We start from the raw sequence: 23,491 nt of genomic DNA on the forward strand, positions 1-23,491 counted from the left end.
CCAACTAAAAATGTTTTGTGGTTATAGTTAAAAAAAGTCAGGTGAATGTGTGGATAAGTAGAACATGAGACGATAAACTATAATAGTAACAATTTTTGGCAAATCACCTATAACAGTGAGGCGGGAATGACGAGATATGAACAGCTAGCAGCACAAATTCGTCAACAGATTGAAGATAATATTTGGCAAGTGGGTGACAGGTTACCTTCACTTAGAGAGAGTGTTAAGCAATCAGGTTTAAGCTTAATGACGGTGGTACAAGCTTATCAGTTACTGGAAAGTCAGGGGTGGGTCGCTGCGCGTCCGCAATCTGGCTATTATGTTGCAAATCGCAATAATACATTTGCCGCCGCAAAAGGGGGAAAAGGACTACATTTAAATGAAAATGTGGAGATCAACGCCTCTATTTTCGGTGTACTGCAAGCGTGTAAAGACCCAGATATTATCCCATTCGGTTCAGCTTTCCCAGAGCCTGGCTTACTGGATGACCCTAAATTAGCCAAGTCTCTTGCCTCGGTAGCGCGTCGTTTATCGAAAACCAATACCACTACTAACTTACCACCGGGGAATGAACAGCTGCGCCGCAATATTGCCCAGCGCTATGCAACTCAAGGGATCCACGTCGCACCTGATGAAATCGTGATCACGGCAGGGGCGATGGAATCCTTGGTACTGAGTTTACAAGCGGTTACTCAACCCGGTGATTGGGTGGTGATTGAATCTCCAGCATTTTATGGTTCCTTGCAGGCGATAGAGCGCTTAAAACTTAAAGCGATAGCCATCAAAACTGACCCATTATTTGGAATTGATCTCGATGCGTTAGAGGACATTGCGGATAAATACCCGATCAAAGCTTGCTGGTTGATGACGCACTATCAAAACCCGTTAGGCGGCACGATGCCCCCAGCCAATAAAAAACGGCTGGTGAATATTTTGAATAAACACAAAATTGTGTTGATCGAAGATGATGTGTATGGCGAGCTTTACTTTGGTAATCAGCAACCTATCCCTGCAAAATCACTCGATTCACAAGGGAACTTTTTCCACTGTTCATCATTTTCGAAATGTTTAGCGCCAGGGTACCGTGTCGGATGGGTGGCTGCGGGTCATCATGCGAGCAAAATCCAGCATTTGCAAATGATGAGCACCGTTTCTGCTAGCGTGCCAACCCAATTGGCGATTGCGGAATACTTATCTCAAGGGGGATATGATAGCCATCTGCGCAAACTGCGCCAAACTATGGAACAGCGGCAACATATCATGCTGAGTGCCATCGCTAAATATATGCCGTCCACCGTTAAAGTGAACACCCCAAAAGGGGGTTATTTTTTATGGTTGGAATTTGAACCGCCATTTAACGCCATCCAACTGTATCAATTGGCGTTGAAGGAAGGCATTAGCATAGCGCCGGGGAGCATGTTCTCTACCAGCGATCAATTCAATCATGCATTTCGCTTAAATGCGTCATTTGCATGGAATGACCGGCTTGAACAGGCGATGCAAGTTTTAGGGCGTTTATGCTATCGATTAACGGGGCTTAAATAAGGAAAAATAGGGTGAGGGCGAAGGTTGCGTTCACCCTTGAGAGTTGATCAGCTACTTGCAAGTCCGATGGCTGCAAAGGTTAACATTCCACCGGCAACACCTTCTGTAATGCGCCGTTTTTTATCGCTATATTGTTGCCGATTATGCATTGATGCGAATATCATGCCGATGGTGCCGTAAATAATGATGCATGATGTGATAAAAGTCGCTGATAAGATTAAAGATTGTATTGCAACACTTTCAGAAACATGGATAAAATTAGGCAAAATTGCGAAATAAACTAGTAACCCCTTAGGGTTAAGGAAGCTAGTAAGAAACGCTTTGCCAATTACAGCTTGCGTGGACACGGTGTTAATCTGAAACTTTCTCGATTTCATGGCAGATAACAGCATACGGACAGCTAAGTAAGCAACATAGGCGACTCCCACCCATTTGATGGTTTGGAAGATAATCGGTGAAGTTGCAACAATAGCCGCGAGTCCAAGTGCCGCTAAAATGGCATGGGTGACATAGCCGAGGATAATACCCAAATTGGCCTTCCATGCAGCAGAGATACCGCCTGATAACCCTTGTGATGAGATAAATAAAATATCGGGACCTGGTGTGCAAATCAAAGGAATGACAGTTGCACTAAACAGCAATAACGTTTGTAGATCCACCCAAACACCTCTATTTATTATTATTTTCTTATGAAGAGAAAAAAGTTTGGTTATTATAGCTATTTCCCATTGAAATTTGGTTGTTTTGTTGCTTGTCATGAGTGTTTATTTGACATTTAATATCAAAAAATAAAAGCAAAAGAGGTTCGCATGCCAAAGACAACTGGCTCGCATTATGCAGAAAAGCATGAGCTGGAACACAGCAGTTCATCCGCTATCAAATTAGATGCGATTGATAAACATATTTTGCAGGTGCTGCAACGTGATGGAAAAATCCAAAATGTTGAACTGGCAAAAGAAGTCGGCTTATCCCCGTCACCTTGTTTAAGGCGCGTTAAGTTGCTGGAAGATGCTGGTGTAATCAAACGCTATGTTGCGGTGTTAGATGGTGCAAAGATTGGCGCGGGCTTGTCTTTGTTCGCACGTATTTGGTTTAAAGCGCAAGATGCGAAAACCATTAATCAGTTTGTGGCCGATATTCAGCAAATGCCAGAAGTGGTAGAGTGCCATTTAATGGCGGGGGAGTGTGACGCGCTGATCCGTATTGTGACGGAAGATATGGCATCTTATCGTCGTTTTCATGCTGACTATTTGACGCAAATAAGCAGTGTGCAGAGCATTAAAACGGAAGTGCCGATGGAGACAGTCAAAGTGACGTATGCACTTCCTTTATAAGTTTTATAAGCTGGCGAAATCCACTTATTTACCACTCTATTCTGCTCAATAATCTCCATGGATATTATTGAGTAGTTTGCTGGTTAATACATCTCATAGCGATGGTGTTAATCTTGATTAAAATCTCTCTGAAAATATTAATAAGGACGTTCAGGTAGATTGTAAATATGCTCGTTTATATTATCGACAATGGTGTTCGGTAAACAGTCGATCGAAGCAATCGATTTACCTTTATTGTCAACATAAACCCCACCCGCGCGTTTTGTTCCTAGATAGTCAGAGTGAACGGTATATACATATGTCCCATTTTTAAAATCTAGCTCCATAATTTGGGCGTGGCCTGTATCTGTATCAGCAGCTTGTGTTTTTATAAAATTTTGGGTTAGTTGTTGTGGTGAGCGAACAATTTCAATATCGGGAATATCATCTATTTTTCCAAAAGCATATCGATACTGACCATCAACGTATGTCACGCGAACTTGCTTGTTATTTTTGTTTACACACTGAAAAACAGTAACAGTATAGGCTTCAGCCAGTGCTGGAGCAGACATTAGTACCGGTAATACTAGAGCAAGCAGTGTACGACGAAGTTTCATGGGATCCCTACCAAAAAAGAGTTATTAATATTTATGTTATCGGCATCATATTCGGATGCTCAAGGGAGAGTTTAGCATTTAAAATTCAGCTAAATGTATTGATGACTAAAAAGCAGATTAATCCACCTTTCTGAGTTTGATATGATCTATTCTCAGGTTAACTTCGGTGTGTTATCAATATTAGACAAAATGCACAAATATGGCAGGTAAATGGAGAAACTTTCTCAGATTTTCGGCAAGGATTAGATTATTACTATGACGTTTGTTAAATTAGAGGGCGTAATTTTAAAGCACATGAGTGCTAATCGAATAATGATAATATAGGGTGAAATATGCGTGATGGAACTCTTGCTATGCAGGTAAAAAATCGTCATTTACCGAATTGGCAAACATTAAAATTAATATTGAGTTCTTTAATTGTCTTTAATTTTTATTTAAATATTAATCCAATTGTGAAATCCGATTATTCAATCTTAATTGAAGTATTTGATTGGGTATTAATCCCAATGTTTGTCTTTATCGCTGCCTATTTAAGCAAGGGGGTTTTATGGCAAGGTTGGCGTGCTCATTTAATACCACCTCTAATTATCTATTTCACGTTTCAAACGATAGATGCTATCCCGCTTTATTTTACAAATCGGCTAAGTATCGAAGAATATTTACTGTTCCCTCAAAACGGCGTTTGGTTTTTCTTAGCGGTACCGATATGGCAAGCCGTTTTTTTATTGCTGCCCTCATTTATAAAAAATAATGCAGGAGGCGTGTTTATCACCTTGCTGTTATCCATCATTATTGCGTTTTTTTCTAAGATATACTTATCGGATATCACTGGGTTTTCGGCGATTTTTCAGTATTTTCCATTCTTTGTTATGGCGTACTTTTGTGATGATAAAAAAATAGTTTGGCTCAGACAAAATGTATTTTTTATCGTATCAGCAGTAATAGCCTTGGTTGCGATTTATATTTATACCCCAGTAAATATTGAGTCCGTGTTAATAAAGGTTTTAGATGGAAACCAACTTGCTTATCATTTTTTTGTGCATACTTTTTCATTTCTAATGGGCGTGTTAATTTCAATTGCGATTATTTGTATTGCATTATCGACTGAACGATTTATGAAAATAGCAAATAACGCGCTAGGGGTGTATTTGATTCATCCGATCATCTGTTTCTTACTATTGACTGGGTTAAGTTCGTTCCATATCGAAGTGGGTTTACCACTCTTAATTTCGCTCACGCTTTTCACCATTACGTTAGCGTTATTTCTAGCCAAAAATTCGACCATCCATTGGTTTTTAAACCCGGAAATAAAGGCGAAAAAATAATAGAGAATAATAAAATTAGGATCGGAAAGGCTCTATAAAATAAGGCTTACCGAATAATATCGGTAAGCCTTTATTTAAGAGCAAAATAGCTTATTTACGCAGGGCTTTAATTTGCTCAGGGGTCACATCACCAGCTTGTCCACCCCATTGAACGCGCAGGAAGTTAACCAAATCCGCGATTTGTTGGTCATTAAGCTTGTCAGCGAAATCTGGCATACTTTGCATGCTTTGGTTATTTGGGAACGCTTGCTCTGGCAAACCATCTAATACGGCATTAATGAGATTGGTACTGTCTACATCACGCAGGGTCGAATTACCTTTCATCGCCACTGCCACATTGGGTTTACCGCTGCCATCATAGGAGTGGCAACCTGAGCAACTTTCCAGATAAACCTGCTTACCAGCCGCGTTACCATCACCCATTTTGAGCGGTAATGTGGCTGGTGGATTATCACCCATTAGGTAGGTGGCAATGGCTTTATTATCTTCCGGGGTTAAATGTTGCGTGCTGAGATAAATAACCGGATGCATATCGCTGTAGGCTGAACCTTGTGGTGCTAACCCTGTCATGAAGAACTGCTGGAGATCCTCTTTTGTCCAACCACGAGCAGCGAGGGCATCAGGGGTAATGTCAGGGGCAGTGAAACGGCCTAATGCGCCACCTTTCATATATTTATCTAACTCCATTTCGCCGAGTGCGCCTCTTGGTGTGTGGCATTCAGAGCAGTGTTCAAGCACATTGACTAAATATTTTCCTCGTTCCCATTCTGGAGAACTGCCTTGGGAGCTATTCGGCAATGGTTTGTCATTGAAAAATAATAGGTTCCAGCCAATCATCGCCATACGCTGGTTTAACGGGAAAGGCAGTGAGTTTTCTGGTGGTGCGACATCTACCGCTGGGCGGCTCATTAAATAGCTGTAGATAGCGTCAGAATCACTGCGAGTTATCCCTTTATAGGAGGTATATGGCATTGCAGGGTAGAGGTTTTTGCTTGGTGGCGAAACGCCCTCAGTTAATGCTTTATGGAACTCTTCTTTTGTCCAACGACCGATCCCATAATCAGCAGAAGGCGTTAAGTTACTGCTATAAATAGTGCCAAAAGGCGTATCGAGAGGAAAACCGCCCGCTAAAGGCGCTCCGTTTGCGCTGGTGTGACATGCTGCGCAGTCACCAGCAAGCGTTAAGTAACGACCACGCTCAATTTCCTCGGCGCTTGCGGTGACTTTTTGCACAGGACCGTCTGGTTTACGACTCTCATACCAATATAGAATCGCCCAGACGACGATAGCTATCGCTATCAACCATAAAATAATACGTTTGATCATTTTATCGTCTCCTTGATTAGCCCTGGAGTGCTCATCACCACATCACGCACCGCTTCATAATAACGAACATAACCCGTACAGCGGCAAATGTGATTATTTAAAGCCGTTTTGATGGCTTCTTCTAGCTCTTCCTCGGCGATCGGGTTGCGTTGCAATTCTTCAACGAAAATCGTCGCCGCATTGACAAAGCCTGGGGTGCAGTAACCACATTGGAAACTAAAGTGGTCGATAAACGCTTCTTGCACAGGGGATAATTTAACGTCACCATTTTCTTCTTTGGTAGCAGCCCCTTCGATGGTACGAATGCTTTTGTTGTTGAAAAAGTGTGCGCCTGTAATGCAGGTACGAACTTCTTCGCTTGTGCCTGATGGGTTATCTAAAATTACCACACAAGCGTGGCAAATACCTTGACCGCAGCCAAGTCGTGACCCCGTGAGGTCAACATACTCATGAAGAAAATCAATCATCATGAGACCTTCAGGAACATCCATCGGTCCATATTGTTGACCGTTAATGTTGATGGTGAGTGGTAGGAAATTTAGGCTCATGATAATACCTCTAGAATATCGTTAGGGCGAACAGGCAGACTCAAGAAATGGTGCCCTGTTGCATCAGCAATCGCATTGACGATGGAAGAAACGACAGGGATCATAACAACTTCAGCGACCCCTTTTGGTGGGTCGGTATCGGATAACCCCGGCAGGATTTCGCTAGTTTGTTTCCAAACCGCAACATCATTTGCGAGGGGTAAGTGGTAACGGTTAAAGTTCCACGTTCCATTTCCGGGTCCATCTTCGTAGAGAGGTAAATATTCATGGAGCGCATGACCAATACCCATCGCTAATCCACCTTGGATTTGTCCTGAAACCAATTGAGGAACAATTAAGTTTCCGCATTCAACCACGGTGTGGTGGTCGAGCAATTCAACATGACCAGTGGCCTTATCAATGGCAAGTTCGGATAAGGTAGCGACGGCGCTGTAATAGGTAACGCCAGCATTGTTTCTTTGAGTATCAGGGTAATACGCTTTTTGGCGATGCCACACTTGATAATCTTTGTTTGCAAATCGCAGGGAAAGACCATCAACAGGAAGGCGGCGGGTTTCATCATTAATTTTGAAATCAGCTTCTGCCCACTCCCAGCGGTTAAAGACATGGCAAACTGCGCCAGTTAAACCACCCATCTCAAATGTACGGTCGATTAAGCGTTGTAAGCTAAGCACTTCTAGCCCATCAGCGGTGAGTCCATTGGCGACCCAACGGGCATCTTCACGACGAACCACGAGCGGAGCTGCTTGCCCACCACCAATGCCTTCTTGCCAAATTGACATTGCCGCAGGCCACAGACCATATTCAAAGACCAATCGAGCAGCTTCTTCCGTACTATGGGTGAAATAATAAGCGGAGTTACTGGCGCTGGCTGGGGAGCAGTAATTCGGTGTCCAGAGCGGGTTAGTGGCGAGGCGTTCTTGCTCATCTTGCGCCATCGCAAATGGGTTTCCTGTCGAAATCATCGGCAGAACTGACCAATCTACAACCGAGAAATGGGCTTCTTCCGCTGGCTTACCTAACCACTTGGCGCAGACCACTGCTTGGGATGTAGACATCCCCGTACCAATCTCTGCACCACTATGATAAATGGCTATTTTCCCTTCAGGTGTGAGTTCAACGCGCGCAAAGGAGGATTCAGCACCTGTACCGAAGTCTTTTTGAACGCAAGAAATGCCGGTACCAAATAATTTGCCTGCATTTTTAGCTTCAAAGTCGGCTTTACGTTTCGCTCTTTCTTTCCACATTGGGTGCTCAGCGCAACGGGTTAGCACTTCATCCGCACGAATTGCGCCACCGGGGATAGCCCCTTGGGTATTTTTCATTCCTGACTTGATGATGTTATTCAGGCGAAACTCAATAGGGTCGGCCTTGAGTAATTTGGCGGCTTCTTCCATGATCATGTCAGTGGCAGCCATGGCCTGTAACGTACCATAACCACGGGCAGATCCCGCATCAACCGCGCGAGAAGCGATACCCACAGCCGATAAGTCACTACGAGGAATATAGTAGATGGCTTGGGCTCCAGTGGCAGCAACCATCACAACGGAAGGCGTAAAGTTACATCGACCGCCGCCATCCCCAATAAATGAGGCGGAAAGTGCTTCAATTTTATGGGTTTTCTTATTGACCGCGAGAGTGTAGTCCATGTCAAACGCATGGCGTTTGATGGTAGATTGGAACTGTTCATAACGGTCGTTGGCTAGGCGGATCGGAACGCCATCACCATACAGAGTTGCCATTGCACCATAATAAGGGAATGGAGTGTGATCTTTTGAGCCATAACCCACTGTAAAGCAAGGATGTAAGAATATTTGCTTTATCGGGAATTTGGATTTTGCGAGCATTTCAGGCAGTGATGCGGCAACTTCTTGCGGGGACTGTGTTGGGATCACTAAATGGAATGATTGTGTTTTGGCATCGTACCAGCCATTGGCGTTATCGGGTTCGAGCGCCGAGGTATCAATAGATTGCGAAAAATATTTACGCTTGATAACCAGCCAATCTTCCGGCGGATTTTCTAACTGTTTGGCGAGTTCATCCGCATAATACATGCCTTCTTGATCTAGCTTTCCACCTTCACGACCTTCAGGCCAGATTGGGAGATGCTTTTTCATACCAATCGGGGAGATAGGCATATCTTTCATGCTGGAGTATGTATCAGGCGAGAATGGTGTTTCTCCGCCGATACGAACCCCGCGATAAGTTCCCCAAGGATCTCGCTGTAATGGTCCCGTGTAAGCACCATATTGGATGACATCATCGTGGAATTTGAGTGTCTCTTTGGCGAAGCTAAACTTGGCAAAATCATGATAAATCAGTAATGCGACGGCTTGCCCTAAGTAAGCAGGGGTTTTTCCTGTTGGTAACAGTAAATCTTCACCATAGAATTCAGGGAAGGCGACGCCATCTTTTTCTAAATCACTGGCGGTGACAATACGGTCAGGCATCAAACCATCATTAAGTCGTTCGAGGTTAAAACCTTCGTAGATTTTATCGGCTTGGGTGACGCGTAGAAGAAAGGCATGCCCTTGTTGTTTGGGCCAATGAGGGATATCGCGGGCTCGAATATCTCTTGCAAAGACTTTTTCACCTTGCACTTTGGCATAGCCATCAATTCGGAATTTGATTTTTTTATCAACAGGGTTCCAATCGGGAGCCTGAAGAATTTTTTCCTCGAATAGCACATCAAAAGCTCGGCTATACAAAGGGGCGATATAACAAGAGATCCCCGCAACAACAGCACATTTTAGAAAGTGTCTGCGGGATAGTCCGACATGGTTATTGCTCATAATATACCCTTACACTTATTTTCATTGCTTCAATTATTATTTTTTATTTCATTGCTAATTTCGTAATATAAATATTTATATATCCAATAATTTTCTATCGAAATATGAGTAGAATTGGATGAATAATAAAAATTGTGACGATTAGCATAATCTGCATATTATTATTTATAATATAAACAATAAAATTAATTATGTATAATGTAAACCATGAATATAGGTATATTAATATTAGCTGCAGGGAAAAGTGAGCGTTTTCAACGTACTGGTGGTGAAGGAAGTAAATTAAATTATCGAATTGACCAACAAACTGTGTTCGAAAAAACGCTTATAAATTCAATGAATAGTGAATTACCTATTCATGTGATCACTCGTGCTGATAATGTGGGTGTCATTAACAATTGTTTACACTTTAATATTCCCTTTTCCGTATTAAATAGCCATGGGCTAGGGGAATCGATTGCGTTAGGCGTAAAAAATACCTCCAATTGGAGTGGCTGGTTAATTCAACTGGGGGATATGCCATATATTTCTCACGAAATATTTATTCGAGTTGCGAACGAATTAAAAAATTATTCATTAGTGCGGCCTGTATATAAAAACATACCGGGGCACCCTGTCGGAATATCAGAAAAACATCGACAAAATTTGCTTAATTTATCGGGCGATGATGGCGCAAAATCAATATTACGTCATCAATTGGTTTACGAAATGCAGATAAATGATGAGAATGTCATTAAAGATATTGATTATCTTCCGAATAAAAACTAAGAATAAAAATCAATAGGGACTGAATATGCTACGTGAAGATATTTCCGTGATTTCTCAAGCAATTAAGTGGGCAACGGATGAGCCAGTCTGGTTATGCACGGTGCTGAATACGTATGGTTCATCGCCGCGAAGCCCTGGCTCTTTATTGGTTGCTAAAGGGAATGGGATGTACGTAGGTTCTCTCTCTGGAGGCTGTATTGAAGAGGATTTTCTGCAACGAATTCAGCAAGGTCATTATTTAAAAGATAGCCAAGTTGTTCGCTATGGTCAGGGCGGGGTGGAAGCCAAAGTCAATTTACCTTGTGAAGGGAGTTTAGATGTTCTTATCGAATATTTACCCTGTAACCCACATTCTCATCAATACCTCTCACAGATCCAAACAGCACTGCTCGGTTATACCGCCATCATTAAAAAATTGACGTTACCTCAGCGAAGTGAAATCACGACGGTACCAAACTCACAACATCCCACCCATATTGAGCGCAATGGCGATGAGATCCAGTTTTATATCATGGCTCCACCCAAACTGATTATTGCGGGTATCTCCAATGTCGGCGTTTACTGCGCTAATTTTGCAGTTACATTAGGCTTTGAAGTGATTCTTTGTGAGCATCGCGATGACGAATTGTTGCGCTTTGCTAGGCAAATTACAGAGCAAGTTGAGATTAAAAAAATATTCCCTGCACGTTTTTTAGAAGAGAATCCAAGCGCATCCAATACCGCCATTGTGTCTTTGACTCACGACCCTCGCATTGATGATTTAACATTAATGGAAGCAGTGAACACATCTGCATTTTATATTGGCGCAATGGGGTCAACGCGAACGAGTGCTAAGCGCCGAGAGCGTTTGTTAAACTCAGGAGGATTAACGCTTGAAATGCTAGAGCAAATCCATGCGCCTATCGGTATTCCAATTGGCAGTAAAACGCCACCAGAGATTGCGTTAGCGATTATGGCAGACATAGTGGCGCATAAGAATGGGCGGGGTTAATACTGTTATGGGCGAGTTTTGCCCATTTCGAATCGGGAAAATAAATAGTGGGAAATGTATGGCTATTTTAAAACATGGAAGGATTCATAATGCGTTCTAAACTCATTCATCAATGGAAGTACAAAAGAAGAGCCAGACTGTCTTTCCTAGGTGTGGAAATTTTTTGGATAATCGTTCTGAGTATCATTCAGGTATTAGTCTATCAATGGTATTTGGATTCACATCCCGAAGATGCTGAATTAGTGTTTAAAAGTAACTTTTATTACCAATTTTCTTTTAGCTTGTTTGGACTAATGGAAGTAGTATCGGCGGTTGTTCAAATATATATTTTCTCTCTTATTCTTACGCAACGAATTCGGGATATTGGCATTAAATATCCATTGATCATTGCTCTTGCCTTTACGTGTTCATCATTGTTTATCACGCCACTAACGTTTATCAATCAGTCTAGTTTCTTGATGATTTTTATGGCTATTCAACTCATTTTTTCGTTGATTGTTTTATTTACGCCATCTGCGCGAGAAACGAAATCGAGTGTGAAAAATGATGTGATTTAGTGAAGCTAGTACAGGTGACTTATCTCATTTACTATCGAAAGGAGTTAAGAATTGAGTAAAGCTGGTATTCAGTCTAATAGGGGAGATGGATATCAAACGTTAGTAGCGTTTGACTGGGCTTTGACAGTGCTATCTGATCCTAACTATCAATGGGTAGAGACGGATTCAGTTAGGTGGCTAGTTGATGACGTTGTGATAGGACGGGCGGATGGTACAAAAATTTGTTGTCAGTGCAAAAAAAATCAAAAAACATTTCGGGCATGGTCATTCTCCGATCTCAATGATGAGCTAGATAAAGCCATTAAAACGCTTATACAAGATCCTTCTACGACAGTTAGATTCTACTCTCGTACCCCTTTTGGTGAGCTAGCTTTATTACAAGAGTTTAGTAATAATTTCCCTGATGCATATGCTTATCATGCTGCTTTAAAAGAGATAAAGGTACACAAGGCGACTGATAGAAAGCTTAGTGAACTAATTAAAAAAATATCTTCTGATTTTAATAGTTACGAGTTTTTATCTAGAACCCAATTTATTACTAGTGATATTCATGAGCGGATGAGAGAAGCTCTGGAAGAGCGCTTGCAATATTTGGTGAGTAATTCTATTTCTGCTTTTAATTCACTTTGGACTTGTCTTGATTATCAAGGAATGAGGGTTAATGATACACAAGATAATAAACTATCATCTAGCTCTCGTTTAACGAAAGCTGACCTTATAAACCTCCTTTCTCAGTCAGGTTGTATTATTTCTCCTCCGATAGATATTCAATCTACCTTTAATTCATTTAGAAAAACATCATCCATTGGTCGCTCATGGCAACGAGATATTGGTGGCCATCGTATTGATACACTTTTGGTTGGTGAATTAATTGAAGCTATCAAAAGTAAAAATCATTCCATATTAGTGACTGGGGGACCAGGGTCAGGGAAAACCTGTATTCTACTTGAATTGCAGGAGAAATTAGAACAATTGGTGCAATCTGATAGCGCTATGTTACCGCTATTCATTCAATCGCGAGAGTTTGCTGATTTAGAAACTGCACAGGAACGACAATCTCTAGGACTAGATGAGCAATGGATTGAAAAGATTGCGCGTGTAGCGGACAGCTATCATGTAATAGTCACAATTGATTCACTTGATGTACTTGCTATAGCTCGAGAACATACGGTGCTAACGTATTTTTTAGCGCAAATAGATCAGCTATTATTAATTCCAAATGTTACTGTTATTACGGCTTGTAGAGAGTTTGATAGACATTACGATAGACGTATATCTCAGCGTTCATGGAATAAAGAGTTTAAGTGCCAAGCATTAGATTGGGAAAGTGAAATCATGCCGTTGCTTGGAAAGCTCTCAATCGATTCATCAGCTATTGATAATACAACTCGACATTTAATTAGCAATCCACGTGAGTTAGCTCTATTTATAAATCTTGCCCAAAGAGGCGGCAGTTTTAATATAGTGACTAACCAAGCGCTAGCTCAACGCTATGTTGATTCAATTATGTTAACGAATCCATCGTTAGGTGATGAAGGGAAAATAGCACTTGAAAATATGGCTACAGAAATGTTAAGGCTTCGTAGCTTGTCGATACCAACCCAGCGATTTACAGCTTCAGATGACATTCGTAGAATACTGCTTAGTCATAATGTTTTACATGAAACTGAGGGTAATAAATTAACATTTGGGCATCAAACACTACTTGATGTACTAGTTATTAGTAGGGCAGTTCGTCATGGATTAACTTTAAATGATTTTATAAAGACTCTTCCTCCAGTACCGTTTGTCCGCCCATCTATTCGTAGCTTTATTGCACAGCTTGTTACAGAGGAAAGACAAGAGTTTAGAAAACAGCTACGGACAGTGCTTACTGGAACTTATGCTTTTCATCTACGTCGCCTAGTCGCTGAGTGTTTTGCTGAACAATTACCTCAAGATGATGATTGGCCAATGTTACGTGATTTACGTAATACGCATCGAGATGTTTTCCAAATTATTTATAGTAAAGCTTCACAAGTTGAATGGCATTATTTTTGGTTAAGAAACCTTGTGCCAGTTTTAAAAACTATGCGTGATGTTGATGGTATAGAAACCCACTCTTACCGTATTGCTCATTGGTTAAATTTAGATCCATCAGGTGTCGTTGATTTTTGGATGGAAACATTAAGATCAAATTGGATAGATAAGTCTCGTTTGATAAGTAAGATTACTGTTTTTATATCAGATATAAAGAGAGAACATGCATATTTAATGTCTCCTCTATTGCTGGAATTGTTTAAATTTCCACGGGAAGAATATAGTTTTTTAGGTAGAGCCCTTGCTCGATGTTTTACTGTAGGGGGGATAGATGATGTAGTTCTTTGGGATTACATCATTATTGATGTTAAAGATGAAGACATCCTATCCTACAGATTTGAAAATAAGCTTAATTGCCGACCACACGAGTTTGGTGCTAAGGATAGCAAATTTCTTTCAGATAGAATGATGAATTCTATTACTTTATTAGAGCTAGCTATATCAACAATTGAAAAATGGAGTGAAGTACGAAGCTCTAGATATGAAGGAAAACATAATTATCGGAGTGGTTTCCTAAGTGAAACATCTCATTCGGACGACCGAAGAATGAGTGACTTTGAGCATAAAGATAGTCAACGTGTCCTAATGGATGCATTAGAAGTTGCTATCATTCATCATGCTAAGATCAATTCAGAGTGGTGGCAAAACAACAGTGAACGTTTATGCTTTAATAGGGAAGGTTCACTTCGTTATTTTGCATTGTTAGCATGTATTAACTCTCCGCTAACTAATCTTGATATATCTTCTCGACTGTTATCGAAAGTGGATTTTTTAGAGTCCGAGCTTTCACATGAACTGGGCACTTTAGTGCAGAAAGTTTTTATTTATTTGAGTTCAGAGTTCCAAGATGCAATACAGACAATAATACTTTCTCTTTCTCTAAAATATGCTGATAGCCCTGAGTATAGGGAATATATGCTTATAGATCAGGCCAAGCTTATTATTTGTATTCCATGTCATTTACGTTCATCGTCATGCGTAAGTATTTTAGATGAATATAATCGTTCAAATTGGCCTCTTGAGCATAAACCAGATATTAATCGATGGAGCGGAATTGTAAGAGCTCCATTCTCATTTGAGGTTTTTAATGAGCTGAGTAATGAAGGTATTCGCAGTATTCTTGAACACTATAATGGATATGGACGAGATGTATTTAGCGACATGTTAATTGGTGGGGAGGAGCAAGTTGCTCGTCAATTAAGTGAGGCATCATCAAGAGACCCATTACGTTTTTTGAGTTTTTTGTCTTCTTACTGGCAGGATATAAATGAAGATTTTCGAAATCATATCATGCATGGGATTGCGAATTATTTGAATTATCGCTATGGAAATTTTCATCCAAGTAATGATTGGAAACCAATTAATGAGCCAAATATTGATATCTTAATTAACGATCTTTTGGATGAATTGGAGCGGCATTCTGTGTATTGGAGACAAAACTGCTCTGCTTCTGAAGTGTTACAGGGGTGTTCACATATAGTGAGAGATATAAATAACGCAAAACGAGTAACTTTTTTATCTATTCCCTATTTAACAGTGGAAGAAAGAGAGCCTATATCAGGAGATGGTGTCACTTATATTTCAATAGGTATTAATATGATTAAAGGTCATATTGCTGATACTCTTATGGTTATGATAATAAGGTTACATGAAGAACAGATCTCTTGGCCTGAGTTGTTATTACCTACATTACATCAATTTGCTACTAACGATCATCCGGCGGTGAGAGCTGTAGTATTACGCCGTTTACCTCATTTACAGCATATTTTGCCTGAAGTTGGTTGGATAGTATTTGAATTAATAATGCGGAAAGGTAGTGAAGGACTTTGGGATATTGCTGAGCGTTGTCTCTATTATTCTTATCATCATGAGTATGATAGGGTTTCTCCATGGTTAAGTGTGATTGTGTCTGAAGGCATTAAGGATGGATTTCAAGCATGGGGAAGAATATCTGCATTAGCTGTATTGTCAGGAAAAATAGAAAGTTGTGATTTTATAAAACAAATAAAAGAGTTAAATGATAGTGATGCATGGAAAGGAGCGATAGATGTTTGGACACATTGTGAAAATTTTAAACAACATTCTAATTTATGTCTTGCGGGTTTATCTGCGGCGTTAAGTGATGATAATCAATACCCCTCTATATTAGTAGAGTCGATGGGTAGTCTTTTTAGAGAAAAAGAATCTGTTGTTATTTTACCTATGCAAATGTTAGAGCGCTATTTTTCATTAATATCTACGAGTTCTGAAGCATCCAGAATTGGTTTATTCGATTTCGGTGCATGGTTAAATATTGTTTCATGTATAGATCCTTTGTATGCATTAAAAGCTACTGAGATTTATTTTGAATATATTCGTACAGTAAAAGCCTACTTACATGATTACAATAAGCATTTAGTGCAGTTATTGACTCGCTTATTTATACAAGCAGAAGAGCAGGAAGAATCAGATGATGGAGAAATGCTACATCGAGTAGTTGCTTTGCAAGATACGATGTTGATTTTAGGTGTTGATGAAGTGGATACATGGTTAAAAGCAGCTGAAAGACCATGATGATTACAGTTAGTTTTTTTACCCTAAAACTTGCAGTGGTCATGATGAAAAAAGCCTGTTTCAACTGAAAGTTGAAAAGACCAGCTAGATTAACGTAGCTTGAATTTTGGGAAAAGCTGAGACACAACCAAAAGAAAAATCCACTCAGTTGCATGGATTTCAAAAGGCTTTATTTCATATAGGGCATCGAACGATGCCCTATAATGAGCTAAAACAACTACACGTTAAACAGGAAGTTCAACACATCGCCATCTTTAACGATGTAATCTTTACCTTCTGCACGCATTTTGCCAGCTTCTTTCGCACCTTGTTCACCACGGAATTTGATGAAATCTTCGAATGCAATAGTTTGTGCGCGGATAAAGCCTTTTTCGAAGTCAGTGTGGATTTTACCTGCTGCTTGTGGAGCTGTTGCGCCAACAGGGATAGTCCATGCACGCACTTCTTTCACGCCAGCGGTGAAGTAAGTTTGCAGGTTTAATAATTCGTAACCTGCGCGGATCACACGGTTCAGACCTGGCTCTTCAATACCTAAATCAGCCATAAACTCATCACGCTCTTCATCGTCCAGCTCGGCGATGTCAGATTCGATAGCGGCGCAAACAGGCACAACAACAGAACCTTCGGCTTTAGCGATTTCGTAGACTTTGTCTAAGTATGGGTTATTTTCAAAACCATCTTCATTGACGTTAGCAATGTACATGGTTGGCTTCAGGGTTAAGAAGCTTAAATAACGGATAGCGGCTTTATCTTCTGCAGTTAAATCTAATGAACGCAGCATGCCAGCTTGTTCTAAGTGTGGCAGGCATTTTTCCAGCGCTTCTAATTCTGCTTTTGCGTCTTTATCGCCGCCTTTTGCGCGTTTTTGTACGCGGTGAATAGCACGCTCACAAGTATCTAAGTCAGATAGTGCTAATTCAGTGTTGATCACTTCGATATCTGCTTCTGGGTCAACTTGGCCAGCAACATGGATGATATTGTCATTTTCGAAACAACGAACAACGTGACCAATCGCTTCCGTTTCGCGGATGTTAGTCAGGAATTGGTTACCAAGACCTTCACCTTTCGATGCGCCTTTTACCAGACCCGCGATATCAACGAATTCCATCGTGGTTGGCAGGATGCGCTGAGGCTTCACAATTTCAGCTAATTGATCAAGACGTGGGTCTGGCATTGGTACAACACCCGTGTTTGGTTCAATTGTACAGAAAGGGAAGTTGGCTGCTTCGATGCCGGCTTTGGTCAATGCATTAAACAGAGTGGATTTACCCACGTTAGGCAGACCAACGATACCGCATTTAAAACCCATATGTTTCTCACCTTAATAGCGGGGGCAGGCGAGTGCTGCCCCTAATGTTTAGAAAATTGGCGCTGATTATACACAAAAACTCGTGTTTGATGAAATCAACTCTTAGGCTGTGGCTTTAAAACCGTGTAAGCGATTGATAGCTTTGTCCATTCCGTCGGATAACAGAATGTCTGTGCAGCGCACAGATTCATCAATCGCATCATCAATAAGCTTTTGTTCAGACAGGGGCGGCTTGCCTAAAACGAAACCAACAACTTTATTTTTATCGCCTGGATGCCCTATACCAATGCGTAAGCGGTAAAAGTTCGGGTTATTGGCAAATTTACTTTGAATGTCTTTTAAGCCGTTATGTCCGCCATTGCTGCCACCCAGTTTCATTTTGGCCACACCCGGCGGTAAATCGAGCTCATCATGGGCGACTAAAATTTCATCTGGGTTAATGCGATAAAAATTGGCCACTGCCGCGACGGATTTACCGCTTAAGTTCATAAAAGTGGTCGGAACCAGCAAGCGAATATCATTGCCATTAAGATTGATTCGAGCCGTGTAACCAAAAAATTTAGGTTCTTCTTTTAACGACTGATTATGGCGTTGTGCCAGTAAATCAACATACCACGCACCAGCGTTATGGCGGGTCTGCGCATATTCAGCGCCCGGATTGGCTAATCCAACAATTAATTTTATTTTACTCACGGGGACTTTTTCACTGTCAATGTATAGAAATTGGTGACTAGTTTACCTTGTGTCGGGGTGGATGTACAAAATTGTCATGGATAAGATTTCGCTAGTGATAATTAGCTTATGAATTATTCGTTAATACCATTATTAGTTGTTAAATTGATAAAAAGCACTTTTTGAGTAGATATCCTTAAACTCTTCTATACATGTGAAGCTTATCGCAAATAATTTTACTTAAAGAGCTATACTCTTTACATAAATATAAAGTTTTATCGAACTTTTCTTCAATGCTTGCGTATCAGTTTACTGATATTGGAGGTAGATATGAAACGGAAAATGGTTACTCTTATTGGTAATGGCTTGATGGGTTTGGGTATGGTCGTGATGGGAGGAAGCATCGGTTTAAACCTGTTCTCTCATATTGTTGACTTAGGGTTGTCCGATGACATCATCAATGGCTCACTGTTTGGGATCTTTATCGGTGCGTTGGTTTGGTTAGTGGGCGCAAGAATGGGCGGTAAAGAGAAAGTGGAAGACCGTTACTGTTTGGTGAAACGTCAATTTCATTCCCGTAACGATAACCACCGCTACCCATAATCAGTTAGGCTGAAATTCATCAATGAACGTTCTCAATGAACAGAAATGGGTCATTGAAAAATAGATAAAATCTAAATAAGAGTGAAATTCGATATCAACGATTTCACTCTTATTTTTTGCCTGAAACCACGCAAAGTGAAACTGCTTAAAAAATAAAGCCCCTACGGTTGATGAACAACAGTAGGGGCGCTACTTATAAATTTTGTATCGTGACCACAATGAATGTGGTGCAATGAAGCACATTTCTCGCCTCAATAATTTAATAAAAAACTATTGAAACCAGCATGTTAAAACGGGGTCATTAAGACCCCGCTTTAGAATTAGTGCTCGAACATCGCAGAAATTGACTCTTCATTGCTGATACGGCGAATAGCTTCGGCCAGCATGCCTGAAAGGGTTAGGGTGCGAACTTTGTTCAGCGCCTTGATTTCAGGAGAAAGAGGAATTGTGTCACAAACAATGACTTCATCGATCACAGAGTTTTTGATGTTGTCTACAGCATTACCTGAGAAGATTGGGTGAGTTGCGTAAGCGAATACACGCTTAGCACCACGTTCTTTCAGCGCTTCAGCTGCTTTACACAGTGTGCCACCAGTATCAATCATATCGTCAACTAAGATACAGTCACGACCAGAAACGTCACCGATGATGTGCATCACTTGAGAAACGTTTGCGCGTGGGCGACGTTTATCAATGATTGCCATATCAGTATCGTTCAGTAATTTCGCGATTGCTCTAGCACGAACGACGCCGCCGATGTCTGGAGAAACAACGATTGGGTTTTCTAAATTCTTCTGCAACATATCTTCCAGAAGGATTGGGCTACCAAATACGTTATCTACAGGAACATCAAAGAAGCCCTGAATCTGCTCTGCGTGTAAGTCAACAGTAAGAACACGGTCAACGCCCACACTGGACAGAAAATCGGCAACAACTTTAGCGGTGATTGGTACACGGGCAGAACGTACGCGACGATCCTGTCTTGCATAACCGAAGTAAGGGATAACAGCGGTAATACGACCAGCAGATGCACGGCGCAGGGCATCGACCATAACAACCAGTTCCATCAGGTTGTCATTGGTTGGTGCGCAAGTTGACTGGATGATAAAAATATCACCACCGCGAACATTTTCATTAATTTGAACACTGACTTCGCCGTCGCTAAAACGACCAACAGCCGCGTCTCCAAGATTAGTGTAAAGGCGGTTAGCAACACGTTGTGCTAGTTCCGGTGTAGCGTTACCAGCAAAAAGCTTCATATCGGGCACGAGAAAAACCTCAGGCTTGCGTCCAGAGAGATATTGTTGACCAACAGCAATGATGGATAAGTCATCACTATCGGTGCAATACACGGGTTATCCCAGCGCGGAATTTGTGCACAGGAGAAACATTCGCTCCTTGAGCGACGAATCCTTGCACCCACGATGGGGATTTATTTAACACCTTCAGGGCATCCGCTTGGGTTTCAAATTCAGAAAACACACAAGCGCCTGTTCCTGTTAGGCGAGACGGAGCATATTCTAACAGCCAAGAAACGAGCTGTTCAACCTCACGAAAACGTTTTCTTGCGATCGGTTCACAGTCATTTGCATACGGAGCCAGTAATAATGCGGCTAAAGAGCGTTTTGGAGAATTTCTATTTAATTCTGGATCTGTGAAGATCATCGGGGTTGAGATTTCAATTCCAGGGTGTGCGACTAAATACCAACGCTCTTTTGGCTCAGCGGGTGTTAAAATTTCGCCAATGCCTTCGGCAAAGGCGGCATGACCGCGAACAAAAACGGGGACATCGGCACCGAGGTGTTTACCCAATTCGGCTAAAATCTCATCAGAAACGTGAGTTCCCCAATGCTCGTTAAGCGCAATCAGTGTTGTAGCGGCATTTGATGATCCGCCACCAATACCACCGCCCATCGGCAGCACTTTATTGATGCAAACATCTGCACCTAACGCCCCTTGATGATTGAGGGTTTCACGACAATAGGTTTGCAAGCTTTTGGCTGCACGAATGATTAAGTTTTTTTCGACATCCACACCCGGCATCGGGGTGAGCAAATTAATCTGATCATCCGAACGAGTACTAAAGGTGATTTCATCACCATAATCTAAAAATTGAAACAGAGTCTGTAGCTCATGATAACCATCAGCTCGCTGCCCGGTAATGTACAAAAAAAGATTCAATTTTGCCGGTGATGGCCACGTTAACGTCATTTTTTCAGTGTCCAACTATCCATTTTTAGTTTGATGACTTTATCCCCTTGCTTGAGCTCCATGTGGTTCGGCAGCATTGGCGAGGTTTTGGTATCGTAAGAGAGATAATCCAATTTCCATGTTTCGCCATTGATTTTAAACGTCACGGATTTGAGCAGGTGGTTGCTATCGAGAGTGTATTCAGTGGCACGCCCCGGTGAACCGACTAACCAAGCGGTGAGGTCATCAATGGGGATATCCATACCTGTTAGCTGATAAATTAATTCACTTGGCACGTCACTCATGTGGGTTTGCCCATCTTTAGTGGTTAATTTGGTTAAATCAGGTTCCACACTAAGTTCTAGTTCACGCGTGCCTAATGGGTTAGTCAGCAATAAACGGTATTTTTCTGGGGTATATTGCTGCCAGAAAAACTTCGCGTAAGTTTTGGTTTCTGTTCCGGTACCTTGACCGCCAATGTACACAAAGGAGCCGCGAGTTTGATAATCACGCAGTTCAACCACTTGTGATTGGTGGGCTTTCCACTGCGCATCCGTTGAGGATGAAGTGCCTTTCGTGGTGTCTTGAGAGGTAGTCACACAGGCAGTCAGCAGCAAGCAGGAAAGGGGCATTAACCGCCAAAAGTTTCTGGCTGGGCGCATAAACGACAGAGCTGAAGAAAGTTGCATATCGGTTCTCAAAAGGTAATTTTCAGGAATATTGCGCTAATCTATAGTGGTTATCAATGAAAACATACTAAAAAATAGGGAATTTGCTTTCTGTGCCAAATGGCGGCATCCTTGATGCATCTTATTGATATTGATATCAGACAGTCCGATAATCAACGTAAATTTTGGTGTGCATCATCTTTCTGATTGTTGATGATAGGCTACCCGTAGAAACAGACGCGTTAATCATCTACAATATACGAATATAAATCGCAGCAATGAGCTAGGTTGCTAGTATCATGCTGACAAATAAATTAGCAATGTGAGCAATGTGAGCAAGTCGTAAGCACAATGACCCTATTAGCCTTAGGCATTAATCATAAAACAGCACCAGTGGCTTTGCGTGAGCAAGTCGCTTTTGGTCCTGAAAAAATCGACCACGCACTTGAGGAGTTACTGAAACAGCCCCAAGTGAGTGGCGGCGTTGTGCTGTCTACCTGTAACCGAACTGAACTGTATCTCAGCCTTGAGTCTCAAGAAAAAGCGCAGGAGCAGTTAACTAAATGGCTATGTGATTTTCACGGGATCACCGCCAAAGATCTACAACCTAGCCTCTATTGGCACCAAGATGCGCGTGCAGTCAGCCATCTTATGCGTGTGGCAAGTGGGTTAGATTCATTGGTTCTTGGTGAACCTCAAATTCTCGGTCAAGTGAAAAAGGCGTTTGCGCTTTCGCAAGATAATCATTCTCTATCTAGTGAATTAGAGCGCTTATTCCAAAAGTCGTTTTCTGTGGCTAAACGTGTGCGAACTGAAACTGATATCGGTGCGAATGCAGTTTCTGTCGCTTTTGCGGCTTGTACGCTAGCAAGGCAAATTTTCGAATCACTCAAACATTTGAATATTTTGTTAGTCGGTGCAGGGGAAACCATCGAGTTAGTCGCGCGCCATCTGCGTGAGCATGGCGTGCAAAAGATGATGATCGCTAACCGAACGCTAGAACGTGCAGAACTTCTCGCCAAAGAAGTGAACGCGCAAGTTATCTCATTAGCAGATATCGATAACCGTTTATCTGAAGCGGATATTGTGATTAGTTCAACGGCTAGCCCGCTGCCAATTATTGGTAAAGGGATGGTTGAACGTGCGATGAAAGCACGCCGCAGTAAACCTATGTTATTGATTGATATCGCAGTTCCCCGTGATATTGAGCAGGATGTAGAAAAACTCAGAGATGTTTATCTCTACACTGTTGATGATCTGGAATCCATCATTGCCCAGAACTTGGCACAACGTAAAGCCGCAGCGGTTGAAGCGGAATTTATTGTTGAGCAAGAAAGCAGCCATTTTATGGATTGGTTGCGCTCACAAGCCGGAGTCTCTACAATTCGCGAATACAGAGAGCAGGCGGAAGCAATTCGGGCAAGTATGACCGAAAAAGCACTTGCAGCCATTGCCCAAGGTGCCAACCCTGAGCAAGTGATTATGCAGCTATCACAACAGTTAACCAATCGCCTGATCCACGCTCCGACTAAATCTTTGCAGCAAGCTGCGGGAAATGGGGATGTTGAGCGTCTAAATCTACTTAGGGACAGCTTAGGGCTGGACCATCAATAACCACTTTTTAATCATAGGTCT

At 41.6% G+C, this 23,491-nt stretch carries 19 protein-coding genes; 9 read left to right on the forward strand and 10 right to left on the reverse strand.

All coding sequences use genetic code 11. The features are described 5' to 3' along the window. Positions 1-126 precede the first annotated feature (126 nt). Positions 127-1,545, forward strand: a complete 1,419-nt coding sequence (locus tag LDO73_RS08085) for a PLP-dependent aminotransferase family protein (protein ID WP_224060946.1) — start codon at positions 127-129, stop codon at positions 1,543-1,545. Positions 1,546-1,592: 47 nt separating this feature from the next. On the opposite strand, the gene LDO73_RS08090 is transcribed toward LDO73_RS08085, so the two are convergent. Then, positions 1,593-2,204 (reverse strand): LysE family translocator, encoded by a 612-nt coding sequence (locus tag LDO73_RS08090; protein WP_224060947.1) that lies wholly within the window; start codon positions 2,202-2,204, stop codon positions 1,593-1,595. 150 nt (positions 2,205-2,354) lie between these two features. Between LDO73_RS08090 and LDO73_RS08095 the strand changes: the two genes are divergently transcribed. Beyond that, on the forward strand, positions 2,355-2,879 hold the full coding sequence (locus LDO73_RS08095; RefSeq protein ID WP_224060948.1) for an Lrp/AsnC family transcriptional regulator: 525 nt from the start codon (positions 2,355-2,357) through the stop codon (positions 2,877-2,879). A gap of 137 nt (positions 2,880-3,016) precedes the next feature. On the opposite strand, the gene LDO73_RS08100 is transcribed toward LDO73_RS08095, so the two are convergent. Beyond that, positions 3,017-3,475, reverse strand: a complete 459-nt coding sequence (locus tag LDO73_RS08100) for a hypothetical protein (RefSeq protein ID WP_224060949.1) — start codon at positions 3,473-3,475, stop codon at positions 3,017-3,019. A 332-nt stretch (positions 3,476-3,807) separates the two neighbouring features. Here LDO73_RS08100 and LDO73_RS08105 point away from each other — a divergent pair, with 332 nt between their 5' ends. Next, a complete protein-coding gene (locus LDO73_RS08105) occupies positions 3,808-4,800 on the forward strand; it encodes an acyltransferase (protein WP_224060950.1) in 993 nt (330 codons plus the stop codon). A gap of 90 nt (positions 4,801-4,890) precedes the next feature. Here the strand turns inward: LDO73_RS08105 and LDO73_RS08110 are convergent, their stop codons facing one another. Genes LDO73_RS08110 through LDO73_RS08120 form a run of 3 tightly spaced genes read right to left on the reverse strand, consistent with a single transcriptional unit; the run spans position 4,891 to position 9,466 of the window. Continuing rightward, positions 4,891-6,126, reverse strand: coding sequence for a c-type cytochrome (locus LDO73_RS08110; protein ID WP_224060951.1), 1,236 nt, complete (start codon positions 6,124-6,126; stop codon positions 4,891-4,893). Next, the gene (locus tag LDO73_RS08115) at positions 6,123-6,674 is read right to left on the reverse strand and encodes a (2Fe-2S)-binding protein (RefSeq protein ID WP_036954690.1); all 552 of its coding nucleotides are present in this window, start codon (positions 6,672-6,674) and stop codon (positions 6,123-6,125) included. Before LDO73_RS08115 ends, LDO73_RS08110 begins: the two co-directional genes overlap by 4 nt. Further along, the gene (locus tag LDO73_RS08120) at positions 6,671-9,466 is read right to left on the reverse strand and encodes a xanthine dehydrogenase family protein molybdopterin-binding subunit (protein WP_224060952.1); all 2,796 of its coding nucleotides are present in this window, start codon (positions 9,464-9,466) and stop codon (positions 6,671-6,673) included. The genes LDO73_RS08115 and LDO73_RS08120 overlap by 4 nt, the downstream gene beginning before the upstream one ends. Before the next feature lie 207 nt (positions 9,467-9,673). Between LDO73_RS08120 and LDO73_RS08125 the strand changes: the two genes are divergently transcribed. From LDO73_RS08125 to LDO73_RS08140, 4 genes are all read left to right on the forward strand, one after another. Continuing rightward, positions 9,674-10,234, forward strand: coding sequence for a nucleotidyltransferase family protein (locus LDO73_RS08125; RefSeq protein WP_224060953.1), 561 nt, complete (start codon positions 9,674-9,676; stop codon positions 10,232-10,234). Positions 10,235-10,259: 25 nt separating this feature from the next. Further along, positions 10,260-11,225: an XdhC family protein gene (locus LDO73_RS08130; RefSeq protein WP_224060954.1), complete on the forward strand. Its 966-nt coding sequence runs from the start codon at positions 10,260-10,262 to the stop codon at positions 11,223-11,225. Positions 11,226-11,314: 89 nt separating this feature from the next. Next, positions 11,315-11,782: a hypothetical protein gene (locus tag LDO73_RS08135; RefSeq protein ID WP_224060955.1), complete on the forward strand. Its 468-nt coding sequence runs from the start codon at positions 11,315-11,317 to the stop codon at positions 11,780-11,782. 51 nt (positions 11,783-11,833) lie between these two features. Then, entirely contained in the window at positions 11,834-16,414 is a 4,581-nt protein-coding gene (locus LDO73_RS08140) for an AAA family ATPase (protein ID WP_224060956.1), read from the forward strand. Positions 16,415-16,631: 217 nt separating this feature from the next. On the opposite strand, the gene ychF is transcribed toward LDO73_RS08140, so the two are convergent. After that, complete coding sequence (gene ychF / locus LDO73_RS08145) at positions 16,632-17,723, reverse strand: redox-regulated ATPase YchF (protein ID WP_224060957.1); 1,092 nt, start codon at positions 17,721-17,723, stop codon at positions 16,632-16,634. Positions 17,724-17,825: 102 nt separating this feature from the next. Continuing rightward, on the reverse strand, positions 17,826-18,416 hold the full coding sequence (gene pth, locus LDO73_RS08150; protein WP_036954667.1) for an aminoacyl-tRNA hydrolase: 591 nt from the start codon (positions 18,414-18,416) through the stop codon (positions 17,826-17,828). A gap of 309 nt (positions 18,417-18,725) precedes the next feature. On the opposite strand from pth, the gene LDO73_RS08155 reads away from it, so the two are divergent. After that, positions 18,726-18,998, forward strand: a complete 273-nt coding sequence (locus LDO73_RS08155; RefSeq protein WP_154638228.1) for a DUF2583 family protein — start codon at positions 18,726-18,728, stop codon at positions 18,996-18,998. A gap of 320 nt (positions 18,999-19,318) precedes the next feature. Here the strand turns inward: LDO73_RS08155 and prs are convergent, their stop codons facing one another. The 3 genes from prs to lolB form a co-directional block, all read right to left on the reverse strand. Beyond that, the gene (gene prs / locus LDO73_RS08160) at positions 19,319-20,266 is read right to left on the reverse strand and encodes a ribose-phosphate diphosphokinase (RefSeq protein WP_039854115.1); all 948 of its coding nucleotides are present in this window, start codon (positions 20,264-20,266) and stop codon (positions 19,319-19,321) included. A 67-nt stretch (positions 20,267-20,333) separates the two neighbouring features. Further along, complete coding sequence (ispE, locus tag LDO73_RS08165; protein ID WP_224060958.1) at positions 20,334-21,209, reverse strand: 4-(cytidine 5'-diphospho)-2-C-methyl-D-erythritol kinase; 876 nt, start codon at positions 21,207-21,209, stop codon at positions 20,334-20,336. After that, positions 21,206-21,850, reverse strand: coding sequence for a lipoprotein insertase outer membrane protein LolB (lolB, locus tag LDO73_RS08170; RefSeq protein WP_224061157.1), 645 nt, complete (start codon positions 21,848-21,850; stop codon positions 21,206-21,208). The genes ispE and lolB overlap by 4 nt, the downstream gene beginning before the upstream one ends. Positions 21,851-22,207: 357 nt before the next feature. On the opposite strand from lolB, the gene hemA reads away from it, so the two are divergent. Further along, positions 22,208-23,470 carry a glutamyl-tRNA reductase gene (hemA, locus tag LDO73_RS08175; RefSeq protein WP_224060959.1) on the forward strand — a complete coding sequence of 421 codons (1,263 nt, stop codon included), beginning with the start codon at positions 22,208-22,210 and terminating at the stop codon, positions 23,468-23,470. The last annotated feature ends 21 nt before the right edge of the window (positions 23,471-23,491 follow it).

The sequence above is a fragment of the Providencia alcalifaciens genome, assembly GCF_915403165.1.
Taxonomy (GTDB): Bacteria; Pseudomonadota; Gammaproteobacteria; order Enterobacterales; family Enterobacteriaceae; genus Providencia; species Providencia alcalifaciens_C.